Source organism: Micromonospora sp. NPDC047557 (assembly GCF_043205095.1).
GTDB lineage: Bacteria > Actinomycetota > Actinomycetes > Mycobacteriales > Micromonosporaceae > Micromonospora.
In genome coordinates this window covers 1-7,091 of sequence record NZ_JBIDDK010000030.1, presented here as the reverse complement: position 1 = coordinate 7,091, position 7,091 = coordinate 1, and the positions used below count along the sequence as shown (strand labels likewise).

The following is a 7,091-nucleotide window of genomic DNA, read 5'->3' as shown; positions in this document are numbered from 1 at the left end:
GGGGGGGGGGCGGGCGCCGCGCGCGGGGCGGGCCCCCCCGCGCGCGCCCCGCCCCCCGCCCCCCCCCCCCCCCCCCCCCCCCCCCCCCCCGCCGCGTCTGTGGTGTGGCAAGCTCGATCGCATGCGGCTGGAGAACGTCTGGTTGCGGTATCACCGGCGTGGTCCGTGGGTGCTGCGGGGCGTGGACGTGCGGATCGGTCCGGGTGAGGTCGCGGTCGTCCTGGGCCGCAACGGGGTGGGCAAGTCCACGCTGCTCCAGGTGGCCGCCGGGGTGCTGCGGCCGGGCCGGGGCCGGGTCGTCGACCGGCCGGCCCGGGTGGGCTGGGTGCCGGAGCGTTTCCCGGCCGACCAGCCCTTCACCGTGTCCCGCTACCTGACCGGCATGGCCCGCGTGGCCGGGTTGGGGCGGTCGGCCGCCGACGAGGCGGTGACAACCTGGACGCAGCGGCTCGGCCTGGGCGCGTTCAGCTCGGTGCGGCTTCCGGAGCTGTCCAAGGGCACCGCGCAGAAGGTGGGTCTCGCCCAGGCCATGCTGCGACCGCCCGGCCTGCTGGTGCTCGACGAGCCGTGGGAGGGCCTCGACGCCGCGACCCGCGAGCTGGTTCCCGAGCTGATCGACGAGGTGCTGGCCGACGGCGGCACGGTCCTGGTCAGCGACCACCGCGGGGAAACGGTCCGGCTGCCGGGCGCGCGCCGCTGGTCGGTGGCCGCCGGCTCGCTGACCGAGGAGACCGCGTCGACCGACGAGGAGGCCATCGCGGTGGTCGAGGTCGCGGTGCCGGCCGCGCGGGTCGCCAGCACCGTCGCCCGGTTGCGCGCCGAGGGCCACCAGATTCTCCGGGTACGCGCCGACACCTCCATCACCGCACCGCAGGCCCGGCCCGCGGCGGCACCGCTGCGGCCGGCCGGTGAACCGGCTCTCGACCAGCCCGAGGGCGTGGACGCGGTCGAGCAGGCAGCGGGGGAGGCCCGGTGAGCGCCCTGGTGCGGATGCGACTGGCGGGTTTCCTGCGGACCGGTCGGGCGTTGGCGCCGTTGCTCGCGGGTCTCGTCGTGCTCGGCACGCTCTACGGCGGCGGCCGGTCCCAGCCGGCGGAGGCGTACGGCGTTTCGGCAGTGGTGCTCTTCCCGGTGCTCGCCTGGCAGACCAAGATCCTGCTGGATATCGAGCCGGACGTGCAGCGCCGACTCGCCCAGGTGACGGTCGGGGTGGCCCGGGAGCGCCTGGCCGGGCTCCTGGCGGCCGGCGTGGCGGCGCTGGTCGCGGTGGCGGTCGCGCTGCTCTTCCCCTGGTTGGTGGGCGGGGTCACCGGCCCGGTCGAGCCGGGGGACCGGTCGGTGCCGGTCGGCATCGCGCTGGGGCTGTGGGCGCACCTGCTGGCCGTACCCGCGGCGGTTGCCCTCGGGGCGCTGGCCAGCCGGGCGTCGGTGGTCGGTGCCGCGTACGGCGTGGCGGTGCTGGCCCTCGGCGGTGTCGGCGCGGTGGCGCTCGGTCTGCGCGGTTCGGTGGCGCCCTGGCTGGTGCCGCCGATCATGGCCACCGCGCGGACGACCGCGGGTGACGGCGCCGCGCTGACCCTGCTCGGGCTCACGCTCTGGGCGTCGGCGTGGAGCGCGGCGGTCACCGCCGGCTACCTGTGGCGGCGGCGGGCCCAGGGCTGACCAGCGACGCTGCGCGTGACCCGGCTCACCGGGGGCGATTTGGCGCTGGTGGTGCAGGCGCGTACTCTTCAACCGTCATCCGTGTTTCCATGGATGAGGAACCACCCAGAGACCGCTGGTCACCGTGCTCCGGCACGGTCGAAGGTCCCGCGACAACGGGCGACCCGCGTAGGGCGGCAAGCGTAACTCGGCAGTGAGCATGGTCCGCCGACCGTGACGATCCGCCGGCCCTCGCCCCGTGCGCCCTGCGCCGGGGCTTTTCGTTGTCGTGCTGCCTCCGCCCCCGCTCCGGCTTCGGCCGTGTCGGGGACCAGCCTCGAGTAACGAGAGAGGAGGGACATGGCGGACAAGCCGATCCGGGCCGACAAGGCCACGGCCGTCGCTGAGCTGACCGAGAGCTTCCGCAACGCGGGCGCCACCGTGCTGACCGAGTACCGCGGTCTGACGGTTTCCCAGCTCACCCAGCTGCGGCGCTCGCTCGGCGCCGAGACCAGCTACACGGTCGCGAAGAACACGCTGGCGAAGCGTGCCGCGACGGACGCGGGCATCAACGGCCTCGACGAGCTGTTCACCGGTCCTACCGCGCTGACTTTCGTTTCGGGCGACGTCGTCGAGGCGGCGAAGGGGCTTCGCGACTTCGCGAAGGCCAACCCGAAGCTCGTCATCAAGGGCGGTGTCTTCGAGGGCAGGGCCATTTCCGCGGCCGAGGTCACGAAGCTCGCCGACCTGGAGTCCCGCGAGGTGCTGCTGGCCAAGCTGGCCGGCGCGATGAAGGGCAACCTGAGCAAGGCCGCGGCCCTGTTCCAGGCTCCGCTCTCCAAGGCCGCCCGCGCGGCGGCCGCCCTGGCGGACAAGAAGCGCGAGCAGGAGGGCGCCGAGGCGGCCTGAGGCCGCGCGGCGCACCCACGTTCTTAGACAACCTTTAGAAAGGACGCCAGACATGGCGAAGCTCAGCACCGACGAGCTGCTCGACGCGTTCAAGGAGATGACGCTGATCGAGCTCTCCGAGTTCGTGAAGCAGTTCGAGGACACCTTCGAGGTCACCGCCGCCGCTCCGGTCGCGGTTGCCGCCGCCGGTGGCGCCCCGGCCGCCGCCGAGGCCGAGCCGGAGAAGGACGAGTTCGACGTCGTCCTCGAGGCTGACGGTGGCAAGAAGATCCAGGTCATCAAGGTCGTGCGCGAGCTGACCGGCCTGGGCCTCAAGGAGGCCAAGGACGCGGTCGAGTCCGCGCCGAAGGCCATCCTGGAGAAGGTCAACAAGGAGACCGCCGAGAAGGCGAAGGCGAAGCTCGAGGGTGAGGGCGCCAAGGTCACCCTCAAGTGACCTGACGTTCCACCTGCGCGTGCCCGGCTCAGTGAGTCGGGACACGATCGCGTCGCGGCGGGCGGTGATCCGATACGGATCGCTGCCCGCCGTGTTTCGTGGATCGAGTGACAACCGTCCTGAGCTGCGCGTCGATGGTCGATGCCGGACCACCGGACGTGCGGCCCCGGTCGCCCTCAGGTGGGAAAGAACCGACGACCCGGATACCGGCCCTTGACGCGGCCCCGGGCTGCCAGGCACGCTGAACACCAGCAAGACACCGCGCTTGCGACGGCCACGACGTGGGTAATGACAGCGGCGGCACCAACGGCCGCGGCAACCCGAGCGGCCCAGTGGGGACGTTGCGTTCTGAGCGGCCCGGCAGACCCCGGTTTACGGGGGCCGAGGCGCGTTCCGCGAACGACCTGCGGGGTGGGCTGGACAGCGGTTAGCCTCTCGGCTACACTGCTAGTTTGCGCTGCCTTCCGACTTGACCCCTGCTCGGAAATGTCCGTTTACGGATATTTCTGGTGGGGTCATTGGAGTGCACGCGTACCAGCCGTTCTGCAGCACCGGTCCTCGGAAGGACGCATCTTGGCAGCTTCCCGCCCTGCGAAGACCAGTCGTACGTCGAGCGCATTCGCTCCCCGCCGAGTTTCATTCGGCAGGATCACCGAACACCTCGAGGTCCCCAACCTCCTTGCCATCCAGAACGAGTCCTTCGACTGGCTCGTCGGCAACGAGGCTTGGCAGGGCCGGTCGGCGGACGACCCGCACGCACGCTCGGGTCTCGCGGAGATCCTTGAAGAGATCAGTCCCATTGAGGACTTCTCCGGCACCATGTCACTCTCCTTCTCGGCGCCGCGCTTCGACGAGGTCAAGGCCTCGATCGAGGAGTGCAAGGAGAAGGACCTGACCTACTGCGCTCCGCTCTTCGTGACCGCGGAGTTCACCAACAACACCACTGGCGAGATCAAGAGCCAGACGGTGTTCATGGGTGACTTCCCGATGATGACGCCCAAGGGCACCTTCGTCATCAACGGCACCGAGCGCGTCGTGGTCAGCCAGCTCGTCCGGTCCCCGGGCGTCTACTTCGACAAGCAGCCGGACAAGACCTCCGACCGCGACCTCTCCAGCGTCAAGGTCATCCCGAGTCGGGGTGCCTGGCTGGAGTTCGACATCGACAAGCGCGACACGGTCGGCGTTCGCATCGACCGCAAGCGTCGGCAGGCCGTCACGGTCCTGCTCAAGGCCATCGGATGGTCGGCCGAGCGGATCCGTGAGCGGTTCGGCTGGTCCGAGCTGATGATGACCACGCTCGAGAAGGACCACATCGCCGGCGCCGACGAGGCCCTGCTCGACATCTACCGCAAGCTGCGCCCTGGCGAGCCGCCGACGCGCGAGAACGCCCAGACCCTGCTCGACAACCTCTTCTTCAACCCGAAGAGGTACGACGTCGCCAAGGTCGGGCGCTACAAGTTCAACAAGAAGCTCGAAGTCGACGTGCCGATCACCACCGGCACGCTGACCGAGGACGACATCGTCGCCACCGTGGAGTACCTGTGCCGGCTGCACGCCGGTGAGGACGGCTACGAGGCCGACGACATCGACCACTTCGGCAACCGTCGTCTGCGCACCGTGGGTGAGCTGATCCAGAACCAGGTTCGGGTCGGTCTCTCCCGCATGGAGCGGGTCGTCCGCGAGCGGATGACCACGCAGGACGTCGAGGCGATCACGCCGCAGACCCTGATCAACATCCGCCCGGTGGTGGCGGCGATCAAGGAGTTCTTCGGTACGTCGCAGCTGTCCCAGTTCATGGACCAGACCAACCCGCTGGCGGGCCTGACCCACCGGCGTCGGCTGAGCGCGCTCGGCCCGGGTGGTCTGTCCCGGGAGCGGGCCGGCTTCGAGGTCCGCGACGTGCACCCGTCCCACTACGGCCGGATGTGCCCGATCGAGACGCCGGAAGGCCCGAACATCGGCCTGATCGGCGCGCTGTCCACCTTCGCCCGGGTCAACCCGTTCGGCTTCATCGAGACGCCGTACCGGAAGGTCGTCGAGGGTCGGGTCACCGACCAGATCGACTACCTGACCGCGGACGAGGAGGACCGGTTCGTCAAGGCCCAGGCCAACGCGCGGCTGAAGGCGGACGGCACGTTCGCCGAGGAGCGGGTGCTCTGCCGTCGTAAGGGCGGCGAGACCGAGGACGTCGTCCCCGGTGCCGTCGACTACATGGACGTCTCGCCCCGGCAGATGACCTCGGTCGCGACCGCTATGATCCCGTTCCTCGAGCACGACGACGCCAACCGGGCACTGATGGGCGCGAACATGCAGCGCCAGGCGGTGCCGCTGGTCAAGGCCGAGGCGCCGCTCGTGGGTACGGGCATGGAGTACCGGGCCGCGGTCGACGCTGGCGACGTGGTGGTCGCCGAGGTCGGCGGTGTGATCGAGGATCTCTGCGCCGACTACGTCACCATCCACCAGGATGACGGCCACCGCCGGACGTACCTGCTGCACAAGTTCCGCCGCTCCAACGCCGGCTCCTGCGTCAACCAGAAGCCGGTGGTCTTCGAGGGCGACCGCGTCGAGGCCGGTCAGGTCATCGCCGACGGTCCGTGCACCGACGAGGGCGAGATGGCGCTCGGACGCAACCTGCTGGTGGCGTTCATGTGCTGGGAGGGCCACAACTACGAGGACGCGATCATCCTGTCGCAGCGCCTCGTGCAGCAGGACGTGCTCACCTCGATCCACATCGAGGAGCACGAGGTCGACGCCCGGGACACCAAGCTCGGTCCGGAGGAGATCACCCGCGACATCCCGAACGTCAGCGAGGAAATGCTCGCTGACCTCGACGAGCGCGGCATCATCCGGATCGGCGCCGAGGTCGTCCCCGGCGACATCCTGGTCGGCAAGGTCACGCCCAAGGGTGAGACCGAGCTGACCCCGGAGGAGCGGCTGCTCCGCGCGATCTTCGGTGAGAAGGCGCGTGAGGTTCGGGACACCTCGCTGAAGGTGCCGCACGGCGAGACCGGCACGGTCATCGGTGTGCGCACGTTCTCCCGCGAGGACGGCGACGAGTTGCCGCCGGGCGTCAACGAGCTGGTCCGGGTCTACGTCGCCCAGAAGCGCAAGATCCAGGACGGCGACAAGCTCGCCGGCCGGCACGGCAACAAGGGCGTCATCTCGAAGATCCTGCCGATCGAGGACATGCCGTTCCTGGAGGACGGCACCCCGGTCGACATCGTGCTCAACCCGCTCGGCGTGCCGAGCCGGATGAACATCGGCCAGGTTTTGGAGACCCACCTCGGTTGGGTCGCCAAGACCGGGTGGAAGGTCGAGGGTGACGACGCCGACTGGAAGCGCCAGCTCCGCTCGATCGACGCGCACGAGTCCGAGGGTGACACCAACGTGGCCACCCCGGTCTTCGACGGTGCCCGCGAGGAGGAGATCTCCGGTCTGCTCGAGTCGACCCTGCCCAACCGGGACGGCAAGCAGCTGATCGGGCGTACCGGCAAGGCGCAGCTGTTCGACGGTCGTTCCGGCGAGCCGCTGCCGGACCCGATCGCGGTCGGCTACGTCTACATCCTGAAGCTCAACCACCTGGTCGACGACAAGATCCACGCTCGTTCGACCGGCCCGTACTCGATGATCACGCAGCAGCCGCTGGGTGGTAAGGCGCAGTTCGGTGGTCAGCGCTTCGGTGAGATGGAGTGCTGGGCGATGCAGGCGTACGGCGCTGCCTACGCCCTGCAGGAGCTGCTGACGATCAAGTCCGACGACGTGCTCGGCCGCGTGAAGGTCTACGAGGCCATCGTCAAGGGCGAGAACATCCCGGAGCCGGGCATCCCGGAGTCGTTCAAGGTGCTGCTCAAGGAGCTGCAGTCGCTGTGCCTCAACGTTGAGGTGCTCTCCAGCGACGGTGTGGCCCTGGAAATGCGCGAGACCGACGACGAGGTGTTCCGGGCCGCCGAGGAGCTGGGTATCGACCTGTCCCGGCGCGAGCCGAGCTCGGTCGAAGAGGTCTGAGGTGAGCGGTCGGGGGGGGGGGGGGGGGGGGCCCCCCCCCCCCCCCCCCAACAACGAAAAAAACACCGCCAAGAAGCGCAGGTGGGGGGGCGAAAGATAT

General features: G+C 69.8%; 5 protein-coding genes. All 5 read left to right on the top strand.

The annotated features are described in order from the left end of the window. The first annotated feature begins 121 nt into the window (after positions 1 to 121). The 5 genes from ACGGAQ_RS32510 to ACGGAQ_RS32490 all read left to right on the top strand — a co-directional run bounded on the left by ACGGAQ_RS32510 (position 122) and on the right by ACGGAQ_RS32490 (position 6,991). Positions 122 to 976, top strand: a complete 855-nt coding sequence (locus tag ACGGAQ_RS32510) for an ATP-binding cassette domain-containing protein (RefSeq protein WP_393056057.1) — start codon at positions 122 to 124, stop codon at positions 974 to 976. After that, positions 973 to 1,662 (top strand): hypothetical protein, encoded by a 690-nt coding sequence (locus ACGGAQ_RS32505; RefSeq protein ID WP_393056054.1) that lies wholly within the window; start codon positions 973 to 975, stop codon positions 1,660 to 1,662. Before ACGGAQ_RS32510 ends, ACGGAQ_RS32505 begins: the two co-directional genes overlap by 4 nt. A gap of 339 nt (positions 1,663 to 2,001) precedes the next feature. After that, positions 2,002 to 2,550 (top strand): 50S ribosomal protein L10, encoded by a 549-nt coding sequence (rplJ, locus tag ACGGAQ_RS32500; protein WP_007465325.1) that lies wholly within the window; start codon positions 2,002 to 2,004, stop codon positions 2,548 to 2,550. Positions 2,551 to 2,602: 52 nt separating this feature from the next. Next, entirely contained in the window at positions 2,603 to 2,986 is a 384-nt protein-coding gene (rplL, locus tag ACGGAQ_RS32495; RefSeq protein ID WP_007465324.1) for a 50S ribosomal protein L7/L12, read from the top strand. Between the two features lie 573 nt (positions 2,987 to 3,559). Then, positions 3,560 to 6,991: a DNA-directed RNA polymerase subunit beta gene (locus ACGGAQ_RS32490; RefSeq protein ID WP_355426055.1), complete on the top strand. Its 3,432-nt coding sequence runs from the start codon at positions 3,560 to 3,562 to the stop codon at positions 6,989 to 6,991. Positions 6,992 to 7,091 lie beyond the last annotated feature (100 nt).